The sequence below is a fragment of the Microlunatus phosphovorus NM-1 genome (assembly GCF_000270245.1).
Lineage (GTDB): Bacteria > Actinomycetota > Actinomycetes > Propionibacteriales > Propionibacteriaceae > Microlunatus > Microlunatus phosphovorus.
In genome coordinates this window covers 1574126-1596847 of sequence record NC_015635.1, presented here as the reverse complement: position 1 = coordinate 1596847, position 22722 = coordinate 1574126, and the positions used below count along the sequence as shown (strand labels likewise).

The window sequence follows — 22722 nt, the reverse complement described above, 5'->3', positions numbered from 1 at the left end:
GTCCGCTCTCACGCGTCCTTGTCCTCGCCGGCAGAGTCGTGCGCGGCTGCCGCAGCACGGTCGGCCAGGGTCTTCTGTCGGCTCCAGAACGTGTACGCCGCGCCGGCGGCCGCAGCAAGGTAGGCCAGCCGGGTGAGAGTCCGGCCGGAGAACACCTGCCCGGTCGCCTGATCCAGCGAGATCCGCCCGGGGCCGGTGAGCGCCAGCACCGACGCCACCAGCCCGTAGGCAGCCGGCAACTCCAGGCCACCGTTGGTGGCGAAGAAACCCTTGGGTGCGTTGACCGCGGAAGCGATCGACATCGTCGCGGAAGCCGCGGCCCCAGCCGGACCGGTGCCCAGACCGAGGGCGAGCAGCGCACCCGAGCCGGCCTCGCCAACCCCCGCCAGGGTGGCGTTGAGTTTCGCAGGCTCGAAACCGGCCGAGCCCAGGAACGTGGCGGTGCCCTCGATGCCACCCCCACCGAACCAGCCGAACAGCTTCTGTGTGCCGTGGGCGACCAACGCACCGCCGACACCAACCCTGAGCAGCAGCAGGCCCGCGTCGCGAGCCCCGGCGCACTGTCTCGATCCACGTGCCATTGTGTCGACCTTCCGTCGAGTGTTTGAGGGCTCCGACGCTACGCCACCCGCTGGGGATGGGTGTAGACGTTCATCGAGTGGTCGCGCAGGAAGCCGACCAGAGTCAGCCCGCTCCGTTCGGCGAGTTCGACGGCCAACGAGCTCGGCGCCGACACCGCGGCGACGATGCCGATCCCGGCCAACACCGCCTTCTGCACCAGCTCGAAGGAGGCCCGACCGGAAACGAACAGCACAGTGTCGGGCAGCGGCACCCGCCCCTGGCGGAGGGCCCAGCCGACCACCTTGTCGACCGCGTTGTGCCGGCCGACGTCCTCGCGGACGCAGCGCACCGCGCCGGAGACGTCAAGGATCGCGGCGGCATGCAGGCCGCCGGTCTTGGCGAAGACCTTCTGCTGCGGTCGTACCAGCTGAGGTGCTGCCAGCAGCAGGTCTTGCGACACCGGGGTCGCGGACAAGTCATAGCGAGCCACCTTGGTCACCTGGTCGATGCTCGCCGCGCCACAGACTCCGCAGGCGCTCGAGGTCAACACGTTGCGCTGCAAGCCCGGATCGGGCGACACCGCCCCCTCCCCCAGCGTGACATCGATCACGTTGTAGGTGTTCTGGCCATCCGGACCGACACCAGCGCAGTAGCGCGCCAGGACCACCTGCGCGGCCTCGGAGATCACCTGCTCGCTGTGCAACAGCCCATGCACCAGGTCGATGTCATCACCCGGCGTACGCATCGTCACCTGAAAAGGGCGACCATTCAGCCGGATCTCCAACGGCTCCTCGACCGCCAGAGTGTCCATCCGGTCCGCTCGATCATCGGCGCCGAGGCGGACCACCCGCTGGCGCTGCGTGACTCGGCCCATGGAAACATCCTGTCAAACACATCCCAACCCGAGGAATCGAGAATCGTGACGGATCTGAGCACCTGGCTGGACCGTGCCGCCGCCGAACTCGGCATCACCGACGCTCGGCTCGACAACAACGACATCCACACCCTGCTGGACCTGGCGCGCGACTGTGCGCATGAAGTGGAGCGAACCGCCGCACCGCTGACGACCTACCTGCTCGGCGTCGCCGTCGGCCGTGGGATCGAGACCCTCGGTGGCGCCGCCGCAAGGGTGACCGAACTGGTCCTGGCCGACGATCCCACCGATGCCGGCTCGTCCGAGGGCAGCGCCTAACCTGGAGGCCGTGCGACGACTCTGGCTGCGGTGGGCGCTGCTCGTCGTCTTCGTGGTGGCGCTCGGGATCGTGTTCGTCAACCTCGGCCAGTGGCAGTTGCGTCGGCTTGCCGAGCGGGAAGGTCACAACGCCGCGACGATCAGGAACGAGCAAGCACCGGTCAAGCCGTACGAGCAGGTCTTCACCCATCCGATCGTCGATGACGACCAGTGGCAGCTGGTCCGTGCCACCGGCACGTTCGATGCTGCGCACCAGCTCGTGGTACGCAATCGCAACAATGGCGACGACCGAGGCGTCGAGATCCTGACCCCGTTGCAGACGGCGTCCGGCACGCTGCTCGTCAGCCGCGGGTTCATCGCCACCGCGCCGGGCACTGCTCCGATGAGCACTGGGCCGGCGCCACCGAACGGTGAGGTGACCGTCATCGGCCATGTCCGCCGCAGCGAGCACGGACGCAGCGGGGCGATCACCCCGCAGGACGGCACCGTGCGGCTGATCAACTCCGAAGCCATCCAGCAGTCCCTCGGCTATCCGGTGGCCGACGGCTACATCGGAGCGACGGAGGTCACTCCGGCCCAGACCGGCGGTCTGGTCCCGATCGAGGTGCCGGAGCTGTCCAGCGGACCGCACTTCTGGTACGCGATGCAGTGGTTCATGTTCGCCGGGGTCGGCCTCCTCGGCATCTTCGTGTTCATCCGCTCGGACCTGCGCGATCGTCGCGCGGCTCGGGCGAAGCAAGCTGCCACCGTGTCAGGATCGGCGCATGGATCTGAGACTGCGTGACCGGGTATTCGTCGTCACCGCGGCGAGCAGCGGCCTGGGTCGGGCGACTGCTGCTCAGCTCGTCGCCGAGGGTGCGCGCGTCGTGCTCGTCGCGCGGCGGGAATCCGCACTGGCCGAGACCGTGGCCGAGCTCGGCGCGGAGAATGCCGTCGCGTTGACCGCTGATCTGGCGCATTCGGAGACCGCCGAGTTGGCGGCCCAGCTCGCTCTGGACAGCTTTGGCCGCCTGGACGGCGCGCTGGTGAGCGTCGGTGGGCCGGCCGCGGGTTCCGCGCTCGGCACCTCGGAGAAGGACTGGCTAGCCGGGTTCGAGTCGGTGTTCCTGGCCGCTCTGCGGGTGACCCGGGCCGTGGTCGCGCATGGCACCGCTGCCGACCTGGCGATCGCGTGGGTGCTCTCCACCTCAGTCAAGGCTCCGATCGGCGGCTTGGCGGTGTCCAACGGCCTGCGGCCCGGGTTGGCCATGCTGGTCAAGCAGCTGGCCGATGAGCTCGGCCCTCAGGGGACTCGGGTCGTCGGGCTGATGCCGGGGCGGGTGGAGACCGACCGAGTCGCCTACCTCGACTCGCTTGCTTCCGACCCGGTGGCGCTGCGGGCCCGGCACGAGTCCAGTATTCCGCTGCGCCGCTACGGCCGGCCGGAGGAGTTCGGTCGCATCGCGGCGTTCTTGCTGTCCCCCGCGGCCTCGTACGTGACCGGTTCGGTCGTGGCCGTGGACGGCGGGGCCACCCGCGCGCTGTGATCGACGTCGTTCTCGACCTGTTGCGATGCCCGCACTGTGCCGGTGCGTTCGAACTCCTCGGCCGGACTCTGCGGTGCCAGCAGGGACACGCGTACGACCTGGCGAAACAGGGCTACGCCAACCTCACCGGGGCGGCGCAACCTGCGCACGCCGACACTCCCGCCATGGTCGATGCCCGGGCCGAACTGCTGGGCAGCCGACGCTATGCGGCGATCACAGAGGGAATCGTCGCGGCGCTGCCGACCGATGTCGAGACGGTGCTGGATGTCGGCACCGGGACCGGCCACTACGTCTCGCAGGTGTTGGGAGCGCGCACCGAGACACGAGCCCTCGGCCTCGACATCTCGGTGGCAGCCTGTCGCCGCGCGGCGCGCGCCCATCCGCGGCTCGGGGTGATCACCGCCGATGCCTGGACCCAGATGCCCGTCGCCTCCGGATCTGTGGACCTGATCCTGAGCGTGTTCTCGCCACGCAATGCCGAGGAGTTCGCCCGGGTGCTGCGACCTGGGGGCACGCTGATCACCGTGACACCCTCCGCGGACCACCTGATCGAACTCAGGGAGGCCTGTGGGCTGCTGGGCGTCGAGCCGGGCAAGGAGGATCGGCTCACCGAGTCACTCGGTCAGGTTGGGCTGATCAGGGTTGATCAGGCCGCGGTGACCGAGCAGAACGCCTGGTCAGCCGACGACGCGGTCCGGGCGGTGCTGATGGGGCCGAATGCCTTCCACAGCACGACGGCCGACGTGCGCGCAACCATCGACGGTCTGACCTGGCCACGCCCGATCACGCTGTCCTGTCTGGTCACGCTCTGGCGTCAGACTTAGCTGCAGGATTATCCCCGTAGTCGGTGATGATCCTGCAGCTTGTGCGCTCAGCCGGTAGCGCGGGCTCTTTTCGTCGTCCCACGAGTAGCCCCGCCCCGTCCCCGCAGGGCTATGCCGCTCTCGACCAGCACGCCGTGCACGAAACCGTACGACCGGCCGGCCTTGTCGGCGATCTGGCGAATGCTCTGCCCGGACTCGTACTTCTTGACGTATTGCGCGGCGAGCTTCTCGCGCTGGGCGCCTGTGATGCGGGCTCCCCGGACAACCTTGGCCATCGCGCCTCCTCGAGCGATCGGGGTGTGGATCGGTGATGAACACCGATCAGTCACTTTCTAGCATCTTTCCTGCCCGAAAGCGCCCACGAGGGTCGCGTAGTTCAAGCCAGCGAGATGAGATCCGCGTAATCGGGGTTCCACAGGTCCTCGACGCCATCGGGCAACAGCAGCACCCGATCGGGATCGAGCGCCTCCACCGCCCCCTCGTCGTGGGTGACCAGCACAACGGCGCCGGCATAGCGCCGGATGGCATCGAGGACTTCCGCCCGCGAGGCCGGATCGAGGTTGTTGGTCGGCTCGTCCAACAACAGTACGTTCGCACTGGAGACGACCAGCATGGCCAGTGCCAGCCGCGTCTTCTCGCCACCGGACAGCACGGCGGCCGGCTTCTCGACGTCGTCGCCGGAGAACAGGAAGGAGCCAAGGACCTTGCGCACGTCGGTCTCGTTGAGGTCGGGCGCGGCCGACTTCATGTTGGCGAGCACCGTACGCGAGGTGTCGAGGGTTTCGTGCTCCTGGGCGTAGTACCCCAGTCGCAGCCCGTGTCCGGGCCGCACTTCCCCGGTGTCGGGCTCCTCGATGCCGGCCAGGATCCGTAGCAGAGTGGTCTTGCCGGCGCCGTTCAAGCCGAGCACGACGACCTGGCTGCCGCGGTCGATCGCCAGATCCACTCCGGTGAACACCTCGAGCGAGCCGTACGACTTGCTCAGGTCGGCCGCCGTCAACGGGGTCTTGCCGCTCGGTGCCGGGTCCGGGAATCGGATCTTGGCGACCCGATCCGCGGCACGCTCTCCCTCGATGCCGGCCAGCAGCCGCTCGGCCCGCCGCGCCATGTTCTGCGCAGCGGTCGCCTTGGTCGCCTTGGCGCGCATCTTGTCGGCCTGGGTGAGCAGCTGATCGGCCTTGCGCTCGGCGTTCAGTCGTTCGCGCCGGCGTCGCTTCTCGTCGGTCTCCCGCTGCAACAGATAGCGCTTCCAGTCCATCGAGTAGATGTCGAGCTCGGCGCGGTTGGCATCGAGGTGGAACACCTTGTTCACCGTCGCGGACAGCAGCCCGACATCGTGGCTGATCACGATCAGGCCGCCGGAATAGCCCTGCAGATAGCTGCGCAGCCAGCCGATCGAGTCGGCGTCGAGGTGGTTGGTCGGCTCGTCCAGCAGCAGAGTCTCGGCACCGGCGAACAAGATCCGCGCCAGCTCGACCCGTCGGCGCTGACCACCGGACAGCGTACGGAGTGGCTGGTGCAGCACTCGCTCGGGCAGCCCGAGGTTGCTGGCGATCCGGGCCGCCTCCGACTCCGCGGCGTAGCCGCCGGCTGCGGCCAGCTCGGCCTCGGCCCGCGCATACTTCGCCATGGCCTGATCGCGCACGGCTTCGGAATCGTCGCCCATCTTCAGCTCCGCGTCACGCAGCCTCGCGACGACAGCATCCAGCCCGCGGGCGGCGAGGATGCGGTTCTTCGCGAGGATGTCCAGGTCGCCGGTCCGCGGGTCCTGCGGCAGGTAGCCGATCGGACCGCCGCGAGTGACAGTGCCGGCCGCCGGCTGGCCCTCCCCGGCCAGGATCTTGGTCATGGTCGTCTTGCCGGCGCCGTTGCGCCCGACCAGACCGATCTTGTCTCCGGCAGCGATCTGGAAACTGGCATGCTCCAGCAGCAGTCGCGCTCCGGCGCGAATCTCGAGGTCTCGGGCAACCAACATGGCGGGTCAACGTTTCCACATTCGGCACCGGCACCCAAACCGATTCCATCTGCGTCGTCGCGTCGGATAGAACTCCGGATAGAAAGGTGGCCATGAGTGCGAGTGTCGCGCTGGCGTACGGCGGTGTCGTGCTGCGCCCGTTCGAGGACGCGGACGTCGAGATGCTCCGTGACCTCGCGACCGATCCGTACCTTCCGCTGATCGGGTCCCTGCCCGCGAACGCGACCCGCCAGGAGGCACTGGAGTTCATCGCCCGCCAGCACCAGCGACTCGCGACCGGGGTCGGCTACTCGTTCTGTGTCGCCGATCGCTCGGATGGCTCAGCGCTGGGGACGGCTGGACTGTGGGTCGCCGGCCTGGCGGAGGGACGAGCGACGGCGGGGTATGCGGTGGCGCCGTTTGCCCGACACCGCGGTGTTGCCAGGCAAGCCTTGAGCGCGCTCACGGCATTCGGCTGGACCATTCCTGAGCTCTTCCGAGTCGAGCTGTACATCGAGCCGTGGAACACCGGATCGATTCGGGTGGCCGAGGCCGCCGGCTATCTCCGTGAGGGCCTGCTCCGCAGCCATCAGCCCATCGGCGATCGACGCGCCGACATGCTGCTGTACGCCACTGTTCGACCCCCTGATCAGGGCGGAGAACCGCCAATTCCGGGGTGATCACCAGCAACCCCAGACCGGTCCCACACTCTCGGTTTTCTCTATTTGGTAAGGAAAAAGTCTGGCTATCGCCCACTTGTTCGACTAGAATAGGTGACATGTTCGAGGATCGGTTGGAGGCATCGCTCGGGAACCCCCGCGCCCTGCTCAACCTGGCCGCGGACACCATGCTCGCCGAACGCACCGCCGGCTGCCGCAAACTCCTGATCGCCGCCGCCTGGGCCGACTGCCACAGCGCACCCGCCGACCTCGAGTTGGTCGACGGTGAACCGGTGCAGGACCTCTGTGAGGAACGATTCGTGCGACTGGGCGGGGCGGCGACACCGCTGGTCGCCGAGTTCAGTCCGTCGGAACTCGGACACACCTTGCAGACCAGCCTCGACTCCGCGCGTCGGCTGGTCGCCTGCGCCCTGACCATCCGACACCGCCTCCCCCGCCTGTGGGACCGCGTCAAAGCCGGTGACGTGTGGGCCTGGAAAGCGATGCAGTACGCCGACAAGACCCGCCACCTCGGCGGCCTCTCATCCTGGCTCGTCGACCTGAAAATCACCCAGCACGTCGAGACCATGGCCTGGCCGAGGTTCCTCGACCTGCTCGACGCCACCCTCCTCGAGGTGGACGAAGCCACCTACCAGCAACGAGCCGACGAAGCCGCCACCCTCAAAGACGTCCGCACCTACCGAGGCGAACACGGACTACGAACCCTGATCGCCAAAATCGAAGCCGGGGACGCCCTCGCCTTCCAAGCCCTCGTGGACCGAGTCGCCGAATGCCTCGCCGACGACGGCGACGACGACCCCATCGGGGCCCGCCGCGCCAAAGCCGTCGGCATCATCGCCCACCAAGCACGCTTGAGGGATCTGCTCGCCCGGCACGCCGACCAACCCCACGACCCCCGCCACCCCGAAGACCGCGTCAACACGCACCTCGACAACCCCACCGACCCCTGGGCCGAAGACGACCTACCCCCGGCCGGCTGGGAAACCAGCCAAAACGGGAACTACCACCAACCCAGCTTCGACGACCTCGACGACTCACACGCCTCCCAGACCCCCAACAACGAGCCAGCCCCCGAAGACCAGGAAGAAGCGCCAATCAGCGACGCCGACCGCGCCTGGCACGAACAACAGCGCGACAACACCGATCGCGCCGACGGCGATGCCCACGATGGCGACTACCGGGAGCCTGCCGACCTCGGCGAGACACCGCAGGCGGCGACGGATGAGTCAGCGCGGATACCAGTCCCGATCCCCGCAGCCTTCGACCGTGCCGCCGCCAGAGACCACGACGGACGAGCCGGTCACTGCTGCGGCTGCGCCTGCGGATCCACTTTCGACCTGCGACCCATGACCTCGGCGGAACTGAACGCGAACCGGACCCGCGCCGTCGTCCACGTGCATGTCAGCGACCACACCCTGATCAACCACCACGGCGTGCTCCGCACCGCCGACGGACCCATCACCCTCGAACAATTCCGCCGCTGGCTCACCGACAGCGACGCCAACATCACCATCCGGCCCGTCCTCGACCCCGCCGACGTGGCCGCCGTCGACAACTACGAGATCCCCACGACGATCCGCGAAGCCGTCCAAGCCCGCCATCCGGGATCGGTCTACCCCTACAGCCCGGCTACCGAAATCACCACCGGCGGCCGGCTCGATCTGGATCACTCGATTCCGTACCAGAAGAACGGGCCACCCGGACAGACCCGAGTCGGCAACCTCGGACCCCTCACCCGCAGCGAACACCGAACCAAAACCCTCGGCGGCTGGCAAACCCGCCAACCCGAACCCGGCACCCACCTCTGGCGATCACCCCACGGCTGGATCTCCCTTGTCACCAACCAAGGCACCCTCCTCCTCGGCGACAACCCCTTCGCCCAACAGGTCTGGCAAGCCGCCCGACCCCACCAAATCGCGTGAACGTGAGTGCTGCCCACTTACGATGCTGTGATGGTGCCCCCGTCCACGGCTCGGCTGCGCTTTCGCCAGATGACCGAGGACGACCTTGACGTCATGGCCGACTTGCTCGGCGACCCACGGGTGATGGAGTTCTACCCTTCGCCAAAGACGCGCGAGGCCGCCCGGGCCTGGATCGAGTGGAACGAGGCCAACTACGCTGCACACGGATACGGACTATGGATCGTCGAGGACCACAACAACACGTTCATCGGTGACTGTGGACTCACTTGGCAGCAGGTCTGTGGGCGACGTGAACTCGAGGTCGGCTACCACGTGCGGACCGAACTGCAGGGTCGAGGCTTGGCCACCGAAGCCGCCGCGGCATGCCGCGATCACGCCCGGTCGATCGGGGTCGAACACCTGGTTGCGATCATCCATCCGGAGAATGTCAGGTCGCAACGGGTCGCAGTGAAGATCGGTCTTAGCCTCGAGGCCGAGGACTCGACCGGCGGGATGCGTCGGCTTGTCTATGGCGGGAATCTCTAGCATCGCTCTCATACAGTCGCGGTGTGACCGAGCGATACGTCGTCAGCACGTGGCCACCATCTCCACACTCAGGCGGTTCCTGCGGGCGTGCCCTGGTGCTTCCCGGCAGTGGGTACACCGTCGATCATCCCCTCCTCTTCTGGTCCTGCCAGGTGCTGGCCCAAGCCGGATGGGACGTGATCACGATGAGATGGGACGCCACGGACCTCACGAGCGACGATTGCCGGCAGTTCGTCGAAACCGGCGCTGACCTCCTCGACGGGCAACTCGCCGACGCCGACCGTACGTTGGTGCTGGCGAAGTCTCTCGGGAGCTTCGCCGCGGCCTGGGCATCGGCTCGGAGGTATCCGGCGATCTGGCTGACTCCGGTGCTGACCAACGAGTTCGTGGCTGCTGCGCTCCGCACCTATGCAGCGCCCTCGCTCCTGGTGGGCGGCACCGCGGACCCGCTGTGGCGCCGACCACTCGAGCAGCCCCACGATCAACGGGTAATCGAGGTTCCAGAGGCCGACCACGCACTGCACAGCTCAACCGGCTGGCGCCAGTCTCTCGACGTCCTGCACGAGACGCTGACCGCTGTCGAAGCGTTCGCGGCCTCAGCTACCGGCCAAGGGTGACAACATCCTCCCGTGAGCTATGACCTGGAACGCTTCGTCACGGCGCAGAACAGCCAACAAACCTACGAGCACGCGCTGGCGGAGCTGCGGGCCGGACGTAAGACGAGTCACTGGATGTGGTTTGTCTTTCCGCAACTCGCCGGTCTCGGCCGCAGCGCGATGGCACGGGCGTACGCGATATCCAACCTTCACGAGGCGCAGGCCTACCTCGAGCATCCCGTGCTCGGACCGCGTCTGGTGACGGCCGCCGAGTCGGTGCTCACCCAGCGCGCGCATACGGCGGAGCAGATCCTCGGGGACATCGATGCGCTCAAGCTGTGGTCGTCGATGACCCTGTTCGCGCATGCCGATGCCGGTCAGACGGTGTTCCGCAGCGTCCTGGACGCGTTCTTCGACGGCGAGGAAGATCCCGGCACCCTCGAACGGCTCTGACTACACGTTGAAGCCGAGCGCCCGCAGCTGTTCGCGGCCGTCGTCGGTGATCTTCTCCAAACCCCACGGCGGCATCCAGACCCAGTTGATCGCGAAGCCGTTGACCAAACCCTCCAGCGCAGTATTGGTCTGATCTTCGATCAGATCGGTCAACGGACACGCCGCCGAGGTGAGCGTCATGTCGATGGTGAGGGTGTTGTCGTCCTCCAGATGCAACCCGTAGATCAGGCCGAGATCGACGACATTGATGCCGAGCTCGGGATCGACGACATCCTTGAGCGCCTCCCAGAGATCCTCTTCGCTGGGCGCGGCGTTCAAGTCGGCCAGGTCAACGTCGGGCAGTTGGTCGTTCACCAGGTCCGATGGGCGTACGGTCTCGGTCATGCTGTCTCCTCTGTCATCTTCTGGGCCTCGATCCGCAGAGCCGCGTCTTTGAACGCCGACCAGCCGAGCAGCGCGCATTTCACGCGAGCCGGGAACTTCGCGACGCCGTTGAAGGCGATCGCATCCTCCAATTGTTCCTCGTCCGGCTCGTAGGCGCCTTTGCTCTGCATCATGGTCAGGAACTCGTCGTGCAGTTCCAGTCCTTCGTTCACAGCTTTGCCGATCACCAGGTCGGTCATCACCGAGGTCGACGCCTGGGAGATGGAACAGCCCACCCCCTGGTAGGAGACGTCGGCCACCACTCCGTCGGAGATCTGGACGCGCAGTGTCACCTCGTCGCCGCAGCTGGGGTTCACGTGATGCACCTCGGCGCCATACGGCTCCCGCAGCCCACTGTGATGCTTGGCGCGGTAGTGATCCAGGATGATCTCCTGATAGAGATCCTCGACCTTCACCCTCAGCCTCCGAAGAACCGCTGGGTGAAGCCCAGCCCATCCACCAGGGCGTCGATCTCGCCCTTGGTCGTGTACAGATAGAACGACGCGCGGGTCGAGGATTGCACCCCGAACCGCTCATGCAGCGGCCTCGCGCAGTGGTGCCCACCGCGGACCGCGATCCCGCGGCTGTCCAGCAGCTGGCTGACATCATGCGGGTGGATGCCGGGCACGGTGAACGACACCGCTCCCCCACGGTCCACCGGCTCGCTCGGGCCGAGGATCCGCAGTCCTGGCACGGTCTTGAGACCCTCCAGCGCGTACGCGGTGATCTCCTGCTCGTGCGCGGCAATGGCGTCCATGCCGATCGCCGACAAATAACCGACCGCTGCACCCAGACCCACGGCCTGAGCGATCGGCGGTGTCCCGGCCTCGAACCGGTGCGGCGGCGGCGCGTAGGTCGAGCCGGTCATCTTGACCACCTCGATCATCTCCCCGCCACCCAGGAACGGCGGCAGCTCGGCCAGCAGGTCATACCGGCCCCAGAGCACACCGATGCCGGTCGGACCGACCATCTTGTGCCCGGTGAACGCGACCAGATCGGCTCCGAGATCCTGCACATCGATCGGCAGCTGCGGCACCGCCTGGGACGCGTCCAAGATCACCGTGGCGCCGACGGCATGGCCGAGGGCGGCGATCTCGCGTACCGGGTTGACCGTGCCCAGCACGTTCGACACGTGCGCCACCGAGATGATCTTGGTCCGCTCGTTGATCAGGCCCTCAGCCGCAGCACCGACCAGGTCGAGCCGGCCCTCCTCGGTCACGTCGAACCAACGTAGGGTCGCGCCGGTCCGCTCCGCCAGCAGCTGCCACGGCACGATGTTGGAGTGGTGCTCGAGCACCGAGATGACGATCTCGTCGCCCGGCTTCAGCCGGGAGCCGAGAACGTGGGCACACAGATTGAGCGCCTCCGAAGCGTTCTTGGTGAAGACCACTTCCTCTGGACGCGCCGCCCCGATGAACCCGGCGATCGCCTGCCGGCCGCCCTCGAACGCAGCAGTCGCCTCGGCACCCAGCACGTGCATGGCCCGGGCCACATTGGCGTTGTGGTTGAGATAGTGATCCTCGATCGCCTCGACCACACAGCGCGGCTTCTGCGACGTGTTCGCGCTGTCGAGATAGACCAGCGGCCGACCGTCGACCTCCCGCTCCAGGATCGGGAAATCGGCACGGATGTGCTCGACGTCGAACTCGATGTCGTCCACCTCGACCTCCTTCCCGACCTCAACCACCGGCGCCGAGGCGTTCATCAGCCCTGCACCGCTCCCGCGGCCGCGCGCACGTACCGGTCGTAGCCCTCGGCCTCGAGCCGCTCGGCCAGCTCCGGCCCGCCCTGCTCGGCGATCCGGCCGGCGACGAACACGTGCACGAAGTCGGGCTTGATGTAGCGCAGGATCCGCGTGTAGTGGGTGATCAGCAGCACGCCCCGATCGCCCTGAGCGGTGAACCGGTTGACGCCCTCGGAGACGATCCGCAGCGCGTCGATGTCGAGGCCGGAGTCGGTCTCGTCCAAGATCGCGAAGCGCGGGTTCAGCAGCTCCAGCTGGACGATCTCGTGCCGCTTCTTCTCACCACCGGAGAAGCCCTCGTTGACGCTGCGCTGGGCGAACTCGCGGTCCATGTGGACCCGGTCCATCGCGGCGTTGACCTCCTTGACCCAGGTCCGCAGCTTCGGCGCCTGCCCGTCGATCGCGGTCTTGGCGGTCCGCAGGAAGTTGGAGACCGAGACACCCGGCACCTCGACCGGATATTGCATCGCCAGGAACAGACCGGCTCGGGCCCGCTCGTCGACGGTCATCTCCAGCAGGTTCTGGCCGTCCAGGGTGACGGTGCCGGAGGTGATCGTGTACTTCGGGTGACCGGCGATCGAGTACGCCAGCGTCGACTTGCCGGACCCGTTCGGGCCCATGATCGCGTGCGTTTCGCCGCTGCGGATGGTCAGGTCGACGCCGGCGAGAATCTCCTTCTCGCCGCTCTCGGTGTCGACGCTGACGTGCAGGTCACGAATCTCGAGTGTGGACATGAGTTATCAGGACTCCTGTAATGCTGGGATATCGGGGGTGGCGGTCAGGTCGACGAGTACGTCGTCGCCGACCAGTCGGCAGCGGTAGACCGCCACCGGTTCGGTGGCCGGGAGGCCGAGTGGTGCACCGGTCTGCAGGTCGAAGCGTGATCCGTGCAGGTAGCACTCGATCTCACCGTCGCCCACGTCGCCCTCCGACAGCGGAATGGCGGCGTGGCTGCATTCGTCGGCGATCGCGTAATAGCGGTCACCCGAATGCACGATGGCCACGTCGACGCCGTCCACCTCGACCGGAATGGCGGTCTCGGGAGCGACATCGGCGGCGGCGCAGGCACGGATCAAGCTCACGCCGCAGCCTCAGGATCAGTGGGGTTCCCCACTGTGACGGCCAGCTCTGCCTCGAGGGCGGTCAGCAGCGTTTCCTCGATCGAGGGCACGCCGATCTTGCGGATGATGTCGGCGAAGAAGCCACGCACGACCAGCCGGCGCGCCTCCTCCTCGGCGATGCCGCGGCTGCGCAGATAGAACAGCTGCTCGTCGTCGAACCGCCCGGTGGTCGAGGCGTGCCCGGCACCCTCGATCTCGCCGGTCTCGATCTCCAGGTTCGGCACCGAGTCGGCCCGACAGCCGTCGGTGAGCACCAGGTTCTTGTTCGACTCGTAGGTCTCGATGCCCTCGGCGACCTTGCGGATCAGCACGTCACCGATCCAGACCGAGTGCGCGCCCTTGCCCTGCAGGGCACCGCGATAGTCGACATTGGACCTGGTCTTGGGCTGGTTGTGGTCGACGAACAGCCGGTGCTCCAGGTGCTGGCCGGCATCGACGAAGTACAGCCCGAGCATCTCCACCGTGCCGCCCGGGCCGGCGTACTCCACACCCGCGTTGACCCGGACGACCTCGCCACCGAAGGACACCGCGACGTGCTTGAGCGAGGCGTCGCGCCCGACGCGGACCGCGTGTTGAGCGAGATGGACGGTGTCGTCGGCCCAGTTCTGGATCGTCGTCACGTTCGCCTCGGCGCCGTCCTCGACCAGGATCTCCACCACTTGCGCGTACGTGGCCGAGCCCTCGTGCACGAGCAGCACGGTGGCCTTCGAGAACCGGCCGAGCTTGATCACCAGGTGACCGGCTTCGGCCGTCTCGGCAGCGCTGCCGCGCACGGTGATCAGCACTGGCTCGGCCACCTCGACCTCGGCCGGCACCTCGACCACCACGGTGGCATCGGTCTCGGCGAAGATCCGGGCGCTGGTCCGATCGATCGGCACATAGCCGGAGATCCCGTGCCACGCCTTCGCCTCCGAGCCCGACAGCGCACGGATGGACAGGTCGTCGTGGTTGCTCCACTCCACACTCACCGATCCGGTGCCGAACGGTGCGTCGGCGTGCAGTTTGCGCAACCGGCGCAGCGGGGTGAACCGCCACACCTCCTCGATCCCACGCGGGATCGGGTGGTCCTCGACCACCCAGGACCCTGCGGGATGCAGGTGGCTGGCCACCTTGTCGGTGGTCTCCACCGCGCGTGCCACGTTCGGCACGGCGTCAGTCAGTCCGACGCTCGGGGCAGCCTCGTCTACAACAGTCATCGCTTCGTCAGTTCACTTTCGTCGAAAGTCAGGGATGCAGGTGGGCCGGCGTCAGCCGACCGCGCCCTCCATCTGCAGCTCGATCAGCCGGTTCAGCTCCAGGGCGTACTCCATCGGGAGTTCCTTGGCGATCGGCTCCACGAAGCCGCGGACGATCATGGCCATCGCCTCGTCTTCGCCCATACCGCGGCTCATCAGATAGAACAGCTGGTCGTCACTGACCTTGGACACGGTGGCCTCATGCGCCATCGACACGTCGTCCTCGCGGACGTCCACGTACGGGTAGGTGTCGGAGCGACTGATCTGATCGACCAGCAGCGCGTCACACTTGACCACCGAAGCCGAGTGCGAGGCACCCTCCAGCACCTGAACCAGACCACGGTAGGAGGTCCGGCCGCCGCCGCGGGCCACCGACTTGGAGATGATCGAGCTCGAGGTGTGCGGGGCGCAGTGCACCATCTTCGATCCCGCGTCCTGGTGCTGACCCTCGCCGGCGAAGGCGATCGACAAAGTCTCGCCGCGAGCGTGCTCGCCCATCAGGTAGACCGCCGGGTACTTCATGGTCACCTTGGAACCGATGTTGCCGTCGATCCACTCCATGGTGGCGCCGGCCTCGCAGGTGGCACGCTTGGTGACCAGGTTGTACACGTTGTTCGACCAGTTCTGGATGGTCGTGTAGCGGCAGCGCGCACCCTTCTTCACGATGATCTCCACCACCGCGCTGTGCAGCGAGTCGGAGGAGTAGATCGGCGCGGTGCAGCCCTCGACGTAGTGCACGTAGGCGTCCTCGTCGACGATGATCAAAGTCCGCTCGAACTGGCCCATGTTCTCGGTGTTGATCCGGAAGTACGCCTGCAGCGGGATCTCGACGTGCACGCCCTTCGGCACGTAGATGAACGAGCCGCCGGACCACACCGCGGTGTTCAGCGAGGCGAACTTGTTGTCCCCGACCGGGATCACGGTGCCGAAGTACTCCCGGAACAGGTCCGGGTGCTCCTTCAGCGCGGTGTCGGTGTCGAGGAAGATCACGCCCTGCTTCTCGAGTTCCTCGTTGATCTTGTGGTAGACCACCTCCGACTCGTACTGAGCCGCCACGCCGGCAACCAGCCGGGCCTTCTCCGCCTCCGGGATGCCCAGCTTGTCGTAGGTGTTCTTGATGTCCGCCGGCAGATCCTCCCAGGACGTGGCCTGCTTCTCGGTCGAACGGACGAAGTACTTGATGTTGTCGAAGTCGATGTCGCCGAGCTCGGCGCCCCAGGTCGGCATCGGCTTGCGCTGGAACAGCTTGTGCCCCTTCAGCCGCAGATCGAGCATCCACTGTGGCTCGCTCTTCAGCCCGGAGATGTCGGCGACGATCTCGGGAGTCAGACCACGCTTGGCGGCGGCACCGGCGACATCGGAGTCCGACCAGCCCCACTGGTAGCGGCCGAGGGCATCCAGGTGCTGCTCCTGGGTGTGCCCGAGTCCCGGAGTCGAGGGGCCAGGGGTCGCCACGGTCGACGGCTCGTATGTCTGGGTCATATCAGGAGGACCTTTCGATATCGGTGGTCTGATCGGAGCCGGCAGCTTCGGGGTCGGGCCGGCGCGGTGGATTGGGGATGTGGCCTGGCCGAAGGCCAGTGGGGATGTGAGTCGTGCAGACACCGTCGCCGTGGGCGATGGTGGCCAGTCGCTGGACGTGGCCGCCGACCAGCCGAGCGAACGCCTCGGTCTCGGCTTCGCAGAGCTGCGGGAAGCGCTCGGCGACGTGGGCGACCGGGCAGTGGTGCTGACACAGCTGCTCGCCCGCGACCGAAGGCTGCACCGACGCCACGAAGCCGTCGGTGGTCAGCGCGTCGGCCAGCATCTGCGCCGGGCTGGTCCCTTCCGGCGCATCCGCGAGCGCATCCGCGTACCGGGCCTCCATGTCGGCCACCCGGCTGGCGGCGAATTGGGCGATCGCCTCGTCACCGCCCTGCGCCGCGAGGAAGTCCAACACCTGAACGGCCAGGTCGTCGTAGGCGGCGTAGAAACCGCTTCGTCCTGCATCGGTGAGCGCGAACACCTTGGCCGGACGGCCACGACCACGTGCCTTGTACGTCCGCTGCTCGCGGGCCTCGAGATGTCCACGGCTGACCAGCACGTCCAGGTGCCGCCGGATGCCTGCGGGTGTCAGTCCGAGGCGCTCGGCCAGTGCGGCCGCAGTGGACGGCCCGTGCTCCAAGATCGAACGGGCGACACGCTCACGGGTGGACTCGTCGCTTTCCCGGCCGTCGAGCGGTGCTGTGGGTAGGGTCGACCCAGGCGCAACGGAAGCGGTCTGGGCGGTTTTCACAACACCAGTGTGCGCTTATTACCGGGAGCCGTTCAAGGAAGGCCAACCTTAGTGGGCCGACTCACACCACCGTATCGGCGTCGTTGACGGCCGCACGGCCCGGGTAGCGTCGGGCACATGAACTCGATTCGGGTCGCCATTGCCGGTGTCGGCAACTGCGCCGCCTCACTGGTCCAGGGAGTCCACTACTACGCCGACGCCGATCCGGACGGGAGCATCCCGGGGTTGATGCACGTACGGTTCGGCGACTATCACGTGGGTGACGTCACCTTCGTCGCGGCGTTCGACGTCGACGCCAAGAAGGTGGGACTCGATCTGTCCGACGCCATCGGCGCCAGCGAGAACAACACGATCAAGATCTGCGACGTGCCGTCACTGGGCGTCACCGTGCAGCGTGGACCCACGCTCGACGGTCTGGGTCGCTACTACCGCGAGACGATCGACGAGTCGACCGACGAGCCGGTCGATGTGGTGACCGCGCTGCGCGAGTCGGGCGCCGAAGTGCTGGTCTGCTATCTCCCGGTCGGCTCGCAGGATGCCGTTCAGCACTACGCACGGTGTGCGATCGAGGCCGGAGTGGCGTTCGTCAATGCGTTGCCGGTGTTCATCGCCAGCGATCCCGCCTGGGCCGAGCGATTCACCGCGGCCGGGCTGCCGATCGTCGGCGACGACATCAAATCCCAGGTCGGGGCAACCATCACCCACCGAGTGCTGGCCAAGTTGTTCGAGGACCGTGGCGTCGTGCTGGACCGGACCTACCAGCTCAACGTGGGCGGCAACATGGACTTCAAGAACATGCTGGAGCGCGACCGGCTGGAGTCGAAGAAGATCTCCAAGACCCAGGCCGTCACCTCCAACATCGACCACGATCTCGGCGCCCGGAACGTGCACATCGGACCGTCCGACTACGTCCAGTGGCTGGACGACCGCAAGTGGGCGTACGTCCGGTTGGAGGGTCGTGCGTTCGGCGACGTGCCGCTGAACCTGGAGTACAAGCTCGAGGTGTGGGACTCCCCCAACTCCGCCGGGGTGATCATCGACGCGATCCGCAGCGCCAAGATCGGCCTCGACCGAGGCATCGGCGGACCGCTGCTGTCCCCCTCGTCCTACTTCATGAAGTCGCCGCCCGAGCAGCACGACGACAACACCGCACGAGAGCTGGTCGAGAAGTTCATCCGGGGCGAGGTCGAGCGGTAACCCCTATCGTGGTCGGCGTGGACCTTCCGGTGATGCCGCCCGTCAAACCGATGCTGGCCAAGTCAGTGCCGACGATCCCCACCGGGGATTTGTCGTACGAGCCCAAGTGGGACGGGTTCCGCTCGATCGTCTTCCGCGACGGGGACGAGGTGGAGATCGGCTCTCGCAACGAGCGGCCGATGACTCGCTACTTCCCTGAGCTGGTCGAGGCTTTGCGGGCAAACCTGCCGCAGAAGTGCGTGCTGGACGGCGAGATCGTCGTCGTCCGTGGCGACCGGCTGGAGTTCGAGGTGCTGCAACAACGGATCCATCCCGCGGCCAGCCGGATCAAACTCTTGTCCGAGCAGACACCGGCCACCTTCGTGGCGTTCGATCTGCTGGCGCTCGGCGACGAGGACTACCTCCAGCGACCGTTCGCGGAGCGACGGGCGGCACTGGAGCAGGCGCTGGCCAGCGCCGAGGCGCCTATTCACGTCACGCCGACCACGCGCGACCCGGCCATCGCGCAGAACTGGTTCGAGCAGTTCGAGGGCGCCGGACTCGACGGTGTGGTCGCCAAGCCGTTGGCCGGGACCTACCAGCCGGACAAGCGGACCATGTTCAAGATCAAGCACCAGCGCACGGCCGACTGCGTGGTGGCCGGCTATCGAGTACACAAGAGCGGTCCCGACACGATCGGCTCGCTGCTCCTGGGTCTCTACAACGACGACGGCGTGCTCACCTCGGTCGGCGTGATCGGCGCCTTTCCGGCAGCCCGGCGCAAGGAGCTCTTCACCGAGTTGCAGCCGCTGGTCACCACCTTCGACGACCATCCGTGGGCCTGGGCGAAGGAGGAAGTGGGCACCCGGACACCGCAGCACTCCGCCGGCAGCCGGTGGAACAACGGCAAGGATCTCTCCTTCGTGCCGTTGCGACCTGACCTGGTGGTCGAGGTGCGCTACGAGCACATGGAGGGGGTCCGGTTCCGGCACACCGCCCAGTTCAATCGTTGGCGTCCGGACCGCGAGCCACGGTCGTGTACGTACGAGCAGTTGGAAGAGCCGGTCAGCTATGACCTTGCCGACATCCTCGGACTCGTGTCGGACTCGCCGGAGCAGTGACGACCAACAGACTTAGACTCAGCGAGTGCCCATGCTCACACTTGCCCTGGTCGTCGACCAGCTGACTGTGATGTTGGGCGGCCGACGGATCCTCGACGGGCTCACTCTCGCCGCGCAGCCTGGTCGGCTGACCGCGGTCCTCGGCCCGAACGGCGCCGGCAAGACCACGCTGATCCGCTGCTGCACCGGACTGCTCAAACCCGACGCCGGATCGGTCACGGTCCTCGGCCAGCCGGCCGGCAATGCTCAGGTCGCGGCGCGCGTCGGACTGATGCCGCAGAGCACCGGCGCCTGGTCCGGCATCAAGGCTGTCGAACTGCTGCACTATCTGGCCGGGCTCTATGCCCATCCCCAGGACGTCGATGCGCTGGTCGACCGCTGCGGGATCGGCCCGTTCGCCAAGACCCCGTACCGGCGCTTGTCCGGCGGCCAGCAGCAGGCCGTCAACCTGGCCGGGGCACTGATCGGACGGCCCGAACTGGTGTTTCTCGATGAGCCGACCGCCGGTATGGATCCGCATGCGCGACGGGCGACGTGGACTCTGCTGACCGAGTTGCGTACGGCAGGCGTCGCGATCGTGCTCACCACCCATGCCATGGACGAGGCGCAGACCCTGGCCGATCAGGTCTACATCGTGGACTCAGGCCGAGTGACGGTGGCCGGCACCGTGGCGGAGCTGACCTCCGACGAGCAGAGTCTCGAGGACGTCTTCTTGACCCATACCCGCAGTGGCCGACACGAGGCGGCACGATGACCGCCACCCTTGATCTCACTCCTGCCCCCGGCGCCGCACCTGCCGGACGCCGGGTTCTCGGTCATGCGCGCACCGAAGCCACTCTGCTGGTCCGCAACGGCGAGCAGTTGCTGCTGGCGCTGGTGATCCCGATCGGTCTGCTGGTGCTTGGCCGGATCATCGGCGGTACTTTCGGCGAGCTATCCGTGCTCGCACCCTCGGTGCTGGCCTTGGCCGTCTGGTCCTCGGCCTTCACCTCGGTGGCGATCGGCACGGGCTACGAACGACGGTACGGCGTGTTGGAGCGGCTGGCCTGCACACCTCTCGGCCGCTCCGGACTCCTGACCGGAAAAGCCTTGGCCACCAGCGCAGTCGTCGCCGGTCAACTGCTGGTGATCGCGGTCGCGGCGCTGGCACTGGGCTGGCGGCCGGAGTTCACACCGGTCGGCGTGCTGCTCGCGGTCTTGGCTGTGGTGCTCGCGGGCGTCGCCTTCAGCGGGCTGGCCTTGGCCTTGGCCGGGCGGCTCCGCGCAGAGGCGACGTTGGCGCTGGCCAATGTGATCTACGTACTGCTGCTGGCCGGTGGCGCGCTGGTGCTCCCCCTGGATCGCTACCCAGGTGCGCTGCAGACCGTGGTCGCACTGCTTCCGACCGCAGCTCTGGGTGAGGGACTGCGCGCGTACGCCGTTGCGGGCGCGCCGCTCTGGCCGCTCTTGTCGTTGCTGATCTGGAGCGGGCTCGGATTGCTCGCTGCCTGGAAGGGATTCCGATGGACGTCGTGACCGCCTCCTCACAGTCGTCCACCGCCGGTCTGCGGCGGTTCGTCACCGGCGAGACCGCGCTCCGTCGCTGGGCCATCGCCTCGTTGGTCGCCAATGCCGTGCTGGTGATCACCGGCGGCGTGGTGCGACTGACCGGGTCTGGGCTGGGCTGCCCGACCTGGCCACGTTGCACCGAGGACTCCTATGTCAACCACCCCGCCCTGGGCATCCACGGGGTCATCGAGTTCGGCAACCGGACGCTGACCTTCGTCCTGATCATCGTCGCCGTGCTGACCTGGATCACTGCGATGCGAGCCCGACTCGATGGCCAGCCGCGCCGCGGTGTGCGCCGGGTCGCGACGGTGATGGCACTCGGCATTCCCGCCCAGGGAGTCATCGGCGGCATCACCGTGCTGACCAAGCTCAACCCCTTCGTCGTGGCCTTGCACTTCCTGTTGTCGATGGTGCTGGTCGCCCTCGGGGTCTGGCTGGTCCGCGCGGCGTACCGGCTGCCTCGGCAACAGGTGCGTCCGGCGGCAAACGTGGTCGTCTGGTTCACCTTCGTGGCGATGTGGATCGGCGTCTGGCTAGGCACGATGACCACCGGCTCCGGTCCGAACGCCGGCGACCTCGAAGCTCGCCGCACCGGCTGGGACATCCTCACCGTCGCCCACCTGCACGCGAACGCGATCTATGTCACGATCGCCGGCACCCTCGTCCTGCTCTGGCTGGTACGCAGCCGCGCCGTCGTACTGTTGCTGCTGGTCGAGCTGGTGCAGGCCGGCATCGGGGTGACGCAGTACAACCTGGGACTGCCGATCGGGCTGGTCGCCGCTCACTTGTTCGGTGCAGCCCTCAGCATCGCGGCAGTCTCGAACCTGCGATTCGCGACGGTCGCCCGATCATCGTGAGTGCCTTGGACACCGCACCGAGGCTGCCGACCTATGCCGATGTCGAGGCGGCCGCGCGTCGGATCGCCGGGGTTGCTCACCGGACGCCCGTCATGACCTCACGCACCGCGAACGAGCGGACCGGTGCCGAGCTGTTCTTCAAGTGCGAGAACCTGCAGCGCAGCGGCGCCTTCAAATTCCGAGGCGCGCTGAACGCGATCCGGTCGCTCCCCGCCGAGCAGCGGGAGCGAGGTGTCGTCGCCTTCTCCTCCGGCAATCACGCCCAGGCTATCGCCTACGCCGGCCAACTGGAGGGCGTCCGGACCGTCATCGTGATGCCCACCGATGCGCCGACCCTGAAGCTCGCGGCGACCAAGGGCTACGGCGGCGAGATCGTGCGCTACGACCGCTATCGGCAGGACCGCGAGGAGATCGGCCGCCAACTCGCCGTCGAGCAGGGCCTGGCTCTGATCCCGCCCTTCAACCACCCGGACGTGATCGCCGGTCAGGGCACCGCGGCCAAGGAACTGTTCGAGGAGACGGGGCCGCTGGACGCGCTGCTCGTCTGCACGGGCGGCGGCGGACTCACGTCGGGCTGCGCCCTGGCCGCGCAGGCGCTCTCGCCCGGCTGCCAGGTGATCGGTGTCGAGCCGCAGGCCGGCGACGACATTCAGCAGTCGCTCGCAGCCGGGCGCATCGTCACCATCCCGGTGCCGAGATCCATCGCCGACGGTGCGCTGACGACGGCGCCGGGATCCCTCACCTTCGCGCTGCTGCAGCAGCTCGGCGTCCGGGTGGTGACGGTGCCGGACGAGGCCCTGATCGAGACCATGCGCTTCTTCGTCGAGCGGATGAAACTGGTCGTCGAGCCGACCGGCTGTCTCGCCGCCGCCGCAGCCTTCTCCGGCGCCGTGCCGGTCGAGAGCAAGCACGTGGGCGTGATCATCTCCGGTGGCAATGTCGATCCGGCAGCGCTCGCGGGCTATCTGACCTGACCTCAGCAGGTCTTC

General features: G+C 67.3%; 27 protein-coding genes. 15 read left to right on the top strand and 12 right to left on the bottom strand.

What is annotated here, in order from left to right; genetic code table 11:
- Nucleotides 1-8: 8 nt before the first annotated feature.
- Nucleotides 9-581, bottom strand: coding sequence for a DoxX family protein (locus MLP_RS07150; RefSeq protein ID WP_013862365.1), 573 nt, complete (start codon nt 579-581; stop codon nt 9-11).
- A gap of 38 nt (nt 582-619) precedes the next feature.
- Nucleotides 620-1435 (bottom strand): formate dehydrogenase accessory sulfurtransferase FdhD, encoded by an 816-nt coding sequence (gene fdhD, locus MLP_RS07145; protein ID WP_013862364.1) that lies wholly within the window; start codon nt 1433-1435, stop codon nt 620-622.
- Between the two features lie 45 nt (nt 1436-1480).
- On the opposite strand from fdhD, the gene MLP_RS07140 reads away from it, so the two are divergent.
- From MLP_RS07140 to MLP_RS07125, 4 genes are read left to right on the top strand one after another with little or no spacing between them, the layout of a single operon-like run.
- On the top strand, nt 1481-1753 hold the full coding sequence (locus MLP_RS07140; protein ID WP_013862363.1) for a DUF6457 domain-containing protein: 273 nt from the start codon (nt 1481-1483) through the stop codon (nt 1751-1753).
- 10 nt (nt 1754-1763) lie between these two features.
- Nucleotides 1764-2537 (top strand): SURF1 family cytochrome oxidase biogenesis protein, encoded by a 774-nt coding sequence (locus tag MLP_RS07135; RefSeq protein ID WP_013862362.1) that lies wholly within the window; start codon nt 1764-1766, stop codon nt 2535-2537.
- Nucleotides 2518-3279: an SDR family oxidoreductase gene (locus MLP_RS07130; protein WP_013862361.1), complete on the top strand. Its 762-nt coding sequence runs from the start codon at nt 2518-2520 to the stop codon at nt 3277-3279. Before MLP_RS07135 ends, MLP_RS07130 begins: the two co-directional genes overlap by 20 nt.
- Nucleotides 3276-4103 (top strand): methyltransferase domain-containing protein, encoded by an 828-nt coding sequence (locus MLP_RS07125; RefSeq protein ID WP_013862360.1) that lies wholly within the window; start codon nt 3276-3278, stop codon nt 4101-4103. The genes MLP_RS07130 and MLP_RS07125 overlap by 4 nt, the downstream gene beginning before the upstream one ends.
- A 47-nt stretch (nt 4104-4150) precedes the next feature.
- On the opposite strand, the gene MLP_RS07120 is transcribed toward MLP_RS07125, so the two are convergent.
- Together MLP_RS07120 and MLP_RS07115 are read right to left on the bottom strand one after the other, a co-directional pair.
- On the bottom strand, nt 4151-4378 hold the full coding sequence (locus MLP_RS07120; RefSeq protein ID WP_013862359.1) for a helix-turn-helix domain-containing protein: 228 nt from the start codon (nt 4376-4378) through the stop codon (nt 4151-4153).
- Between the two features lie 101 nt (nt 4379-4479).
- Nucleotides 4480-6078 (bottom strand): ABC-F family ATP-binding cassette domain-containing protein, encoded by a 1599-nt coding sequence (locus tag MLP_RS07115; RefSeq protein WP_013862358.1) that lies wholly within the window; start codon nt 6076-6078, stop codon nt 4480-4482.
- A gap of 92 nt (nt 6079-6170) precedes the next feature.
- Here MLP_RS07115 and MLP_RS07110 point away from each other — a divergent pair, with 92 nt between their 5' ends.
- The 5 genes from MLP_RS07110 to MLP_RS07090 are packed head-to-tail and all read left to right on the top strand — an operon-like array spanning nt 6171 to nt 10233.
- On the top strand, nt 6171-6737 hold the full coding sequence (locus MLP_RS07110; RefSeq protein ID WP_041789817.1) for a GNAT family N-acetyltransferase: 567 nt from the start codon (nt 6171-6173) through the stop codon (nt 6735-6737).
- Nucleotides 6734-8659 (top strand): HNH endonuclease signature motif containing protein, encoded by a 1926-nt coding sequence (locus MLP_RS07105; RefSeq protein WP_231851431.1) that lies wholly within the window; start codon nt 6734-6736, stop codon nt 8657-8659. The genes MLP_RS07110 and MLP_RS07105 overlap by 4 nt, the downstream gene beginning before the upstream one ends.
- 30 nt (nt 8660-8689) lie before the next feature.
- Nucleotides 8690-9184, top strand: a complete 495-nt coding sequence (locus MLP_RS07100; RefSeq protein ID WP_041789816.1) for a GNAT family N-acetyltransferase — start codon at nt 8690-8692, stop codon at nt 9182-9184.
- A gap of 23 nt (nt 9185-9207) precedes the next feature.
- A complete protein-coding gene (locus MLP_RS07095) occupies nt 9208-9801 on the top strand; it encodes an alpha/beta fold hydrolase (protein ID WP_156821068.1) in 594 nt (197 codons plus the stop codon).
- A 12-nt stretch (nt 9802-9813) separates the two neighbouring features.
- Nucleotides 9814-10233 (top strand): DUF1810 domain-containing protein, encoded by a 420-nt coding sequence (locus tag MLP_RS07090; RefSeq protein WP_013862353.1) that lies wholly within the window; start codon nt 9814-9816, stop codon nt 10231-10233.
- Here MLP_RS07090 and MLP_RS07085 read toward each other — a convergent pair whose 3' ends face one another.
- From MLP_RS07085 to MLP_RS07050, 8 genes are read right to left on the bottom strand one after another with little or no spacing between them, the layout of a single operon-like run.
- The gene (locus tag MLP_RS07085; RefSeq protein ID WP_013862352.1) at nt 10234-10617 is read right to left on the bottom strand and encodes a metal-sulfur cluster assembly factor; all 384 of its coding nucleotides are present in this window, start codon (nt 10615-10617) and stop codon (nt 10234-10236) included.
- Entirely contained in the window at nt 10614-11072 is a 459-nt protein-coding gene (gene sufU / locus MLP_RS07080; protein ID WP_013862351.1) for a Fe-S cluster assembly sulfur transfer protein SufU, read from the bottom strand. The genes MLP_RS07085 and sufU overlap by 4 nt, the downstream gene beginning before the upstream one ends.
- Nucleotides 11073-11074: 2 nt before the next feature.
- Nucleotides 11075-12307: a cysteine desulfurase gene (locus MLP_RS07075; protein ID WP_041791535.1), complete on the bottom strand. Its 1233-nt coding sequence runs from the start codon at nt 12305-12307 to the stop codon at nt 11075-11077.
- 53 nt (nt 12308-12360) lie between these two features.
- A complete protein-coding gene (sufC, locus tag MLP_RS07070) occupies nt 12361-13134 on the bottom strand; it encodes a Fe-S cluster assembly ATPase SufC (RefSeq protein WP_013862349.1) in 774 nt (257 codons plus the stop codon).
- 6 nt (nt 13135-13140) lie between these two features.
- Entirely contained in the window at nt 13141-13482 is a 342-nt protein-coding gene (locus tag MLP_RS07065) for a non-heme iron oxygenase ferredoxin subunit (RefSeq protein ID WP_013862348.1), read from the bottom strand.
- A complete protein-coding gene (sufD, locus tag MLP_RS07060) occupies nt 13479-14717 on the bottom strand; it encodes a Fe-S cluster assembly protein SufD (RefSeq protein WP_013862347.1) in 1239 nt (412 codons plus the stop codon). The genes MLP_RS07065 and sufD overlap by 4 nt, the downstream gene beginning before the upstream one ends.
- 51 nt (nt 14718-14768) lie before the next feature.
- The gene (gene sufB / locus MLP_RS07055) at nt 14769-16238 is read right to left on the bottom strand and encodes a Fe-S cluster assembly protein SufB (protein ID WP_013862346.1); all 1470 of its coding nucleotides are present in this window, start codon (nt 16236-16238) and stop codon (nt 14769-14771) included.
- A 1-nt stretch (nt 16239) separates the two neighbouring features.
- Nucleotides 16240-16923: a helix-turn-helix transcriptional regulator gene (locus MLP_RS07050; RefSeq protein ID WP_070100541.1), complete on the bottom strand. Its 684-nt coding sequence runs from the start codon at nt 16921-16923 to the stop codon at nt 16240-16242.
- Between the two features lie 225 nt (nt 16924-17148).
- Between MLP_RS07050 and MLP_RS07045 the strand changes: the two genes are divergently transcribed.
- Genes MLP_RS07045 through MLP_RS07020 form a run of 6 tightly spaced genes read left to right on the top strand, consistent with a single transcriptional unit; the run spans nt 17149 to nt 22707 of the window.
- Nucleotides 17149-18228: an inositol-3-phosphate synthase gene (locus MLP_RS07045; protein WP_013862344.1), complete on the top strand. Its 1080-nt coding sequence runs from the start codon at nt 17149-17151 to the stop codon at nt 18226-18228.
- Between the two features lie 17 nt (nt 18229-18245).
- Complete coding sequence (locus tag MLP_RS07040; protein ID WP_041791527.1) at nt 18246-19328, top strand: ATP-dependent DNA ligase; 1083 nt, start codon at nt 18246-18248, stop codon at nt 19326-19328.
- Between the two features lie 31 nt (nt 19329-19359).
- Nucleotides 19360-20082, top strand: a complete 723-nt coding sequence (locus MLP_RS07035; RefSeq protein ID WP_013862342.1) for an ABC transporter ATP-binding protein — start codon at nt 19360-19362, stop codon at nt 20080-20082.
- The gene (locus MLP_RS07030) at nt 20079-20843 is read left to right on the top strand and encodes an ABC transporter permease (RefSeq protein ID WP_013862341.1); all 765 of its coding nucleotides are present in this window, start codon (nt 20079-20081) and stop codon (nt 20841-20843) included. Before MLP_RS07035 ends, MLP_RS07030 begins: the two co-directional genes overlap by 4 nt.
- Nucleotides 20831-21733, top strand: coding sequence for a COX15/CtaA family protein (locus MLP_RS07025; RefSeq protein ID WP_013862340.1), 903 nt, complete (start codon nt 20831-20833; stop codon nt 21731-21733). Before MLP_RS07030 ends, MLP_RS07025 begins: the two co-directional genes overlap by 13 nt.
- A complete protein-coding gene (locus MLP_RS07020; RefSeq protein ID WP_013862339.1) occupies nt 21730-22707 on the top strand; it encodes a threo-3-hydroxy-L-aspartate ammonia-lyase in 978 nt (325 codons plus the stop codon). The genes MLP_RS07025 and MLP_RS07020 overlap by 4 nt, the downstream gene beginning before the upstream one ends.
- Nucleotides 22708-22722: the final 15 nt, after the last annotated feature.

Coding starts and splice junctions, on each gene's coding strand:
- MLP_RS07150 (WP_013862365.1), bottom strand. CDS start 581: ATGGCACGTGGATCGAGACAGTGCGCCGGGGCTCGCGACGCGGGCCTG.
- fdhD (WP_013862364.1), bottom strand. CDS start 1,435: ATGGGCCGAGTCACGCAGCGCCAGCGGGTGGTCCGCCTCGGCGCCGAT.
- MLP_RS07130 (WP_013862361.1), top strand. CDS start 2,518: ATGGATCTGAGACTGCGTGACCGGGTATTCGTCGTCACCGCGGCGAGC.
- MLP_RS07120 (WP_013862359.1), bottom strand. CDS start 4,378: ATGGCCAAGGTTGTCCGGGGAGCCCGCATCACAGGCGCCCAGCGCGAG.
- MLP_RS07115 (WP_013862358.1), bottom strand. CDS start 6,078: ATGTTGGTTGCCCGAGACCTCGAGATTCGCGCCGGAGCGCGACTGCTG.
- MLP_RS07110 (WP_041789817.1), top strand. CDS start 6,171: ATGAGTGCGAGTGTCGCGCTGGCGTACGGCGGTGTCGTGCTGCGCCCG.
- MLP_RS07100 (WP_041789816.1), top strand. CDS start 8,690: ATGGTGCCCCCGTCCACGGCTCGGCTGCGCTTTCGCCAGATGACCGAG.
- MLP_RS07085 (WP_013862352.1), bottom strand. CDS start 10,617: ATGACCGAGACCGTACGCCCATCGGACCTGGTGAACGACCAACTGCCC.
- sufC (WP_013862349.1), bottom strand. CDS start 13,134: ATGTCCACACTCGAGATTCGTGACCTGCACGTCAGCGTCGACACCGAG.
- sufD (WP_013862347.1), bottom strand. CDS start 14,717: ATGACTGTTGTAGACGAGGCTGCCCCGAGCGTCGGACTGACTGACGCC.
- sufB (WP_013862346.1), bottom strand. CDS start 16,238: ATGACCCAGACATACGAGCCGTCGACCGTGGCGACCCCTGGCCCCTCG.
- MLP_RS07045 (WP_013862344.1), top strand. CDS start 17,149: ATGAACTCGATTCGGGTCGCCATTGCCGGTGTCGGCAACTGCGCCGCC.
- MLP_RS07035 (WP_013862342.1), top strand. CDS start 19,360: ATGCTCACACTTGCCCTGGTCGTCGACCAGCTGACTGTGATGTTGGGC.
- MLP_RS07030 (WP_013862341.1), top strand. CDS start 20,079: ATGACCGCCACCCTTGATCTCACTCCTGCCCCCGGCGCCGCACCTGCC.
- MLP_RS07025 (WP_013862340.1), top strand. CDS start 20,831: ATGGACGTCGTGACCGCCTCCTCACAGTCGTCCACCGCCGGTCTGCGG.